At 72.5% G+C, this 968-nt stretch carries 2 protein-coding genes; both read left to right on the top strand.

Features of this window, described 5'->3' with window-relative positions:
- Window position 1: 1 nt before the first annotated feature.
- Entirely contained in the window at window positions 2-172 is a 171-nt protein-coding gene (locus ACFFNX_RS51195) for an LmrA/YxaF family transcription factor (RefSeq protein ID WP_378213772.1), read from the top strand.
- Between the two features lie 20 nt (window positions 173-192).
- Window positions 193-822, top strand: coding sequence for a nitroreductase family protein (locus ACFFNX_RS51190; RefSeq protein ID WP_378213771.1), 630 nt, complete (start codon window positions 193-195; stop codon window positions 820-822).
- Window positions 823-968 lie beyond the last annotated feature (146 nt).

Here is a 968-nt window from a genome sequence, read left to right as displayed (position 1 = left end):
CCTGGTCTCGGCGGGGGCGACGCCGGGGCGCGCCGCGCGGGTCGCGACGCTGGTGGTCGCCTCGGTCGAGGGCGCCACCCTGCTCTGCCGCGCGCGCCGCTCGCTGGAACCGCTCGACGACGTGACGGCGGAGCTGGAGGACCTCATCGCCGCGGCGTGCGAGACGGGCTGACCGGCTGCGATCATGCGCGCATGACCCCCGACGAGTTGCTCACCACCACCCGCACCGTACGCCGGCGTCTCGACCTGACCCGCCCGGTCCCGCCCGAGCTGATCCGCGAATGCCTGGAGATCGCGCTGCAGGCGCCGAGCGGCGGCAACAAACAGGGCTGGCACTGGGTCGTCGTCACCGACCCGGACCAGCGCGCCGCGATCGGCCGGGTGTTCACGCGTGCGGCACGGGAGTACCTGGCATCGGACCACGCCGCGCCCCGGCTGTTCGCCGACGACCCCGAGCGCGCGCCGGTCCAGCGCCGCATCGGGGAGGGAGTCGCGTACCTCGCCGAGCACATCGCGGAGGTGCCGGTGCTGGTCCTCCCGTGCCTGCGCGTGACGTCCGTGCCGAGCGGCGGGCAGGCCGCGCTGTGGGCCTCGCTGCACCCGGCGACGTGGAGCTACATGCTCGCCGCCCGCGCACGGGGACTCGGCACCGCGTGGACGGCGCTGCATCTGGCGTACGAACGGGAGGTCGCCGAGCTGCTCGGGCTGCCGGAGGACGTTCGCCAGGGCTCCCTGATCCCGACGGCCTACTACACCGGAGAGACGTTCCGCCCCGCCCGCCGGCAGCCGCTGGAGGAGGTCCTGCACCTGGACCACTGGTGAGACCCCACCGCCCGGGGGCCTAGATGATTGATTCCAAGGGATCGTCTGCGTGCATAGGACGAGGGGAGTTCAACGTCGGTGTGTGAAGACAGAGCTGGACTCCCTCGCGACCGCGCTGTAGGTGAAGACCGACGATCTGTTGAAGG

The organism is Actinoallomurus acaciae, assembly GCF_042429965.1.
Taxonomy (GTDB): domain Bacteria; phylum Actinomycetota; class Actinomycetes; order Streptosporangiales; family Streptosporangiaceae; genus Actinoallomurus; species Actinoallomurus acaciae.
Note: the sequence above shows the minus strand (reverse complement) of the source record. Positions and strands in the feature narration are given on the sequence as shown.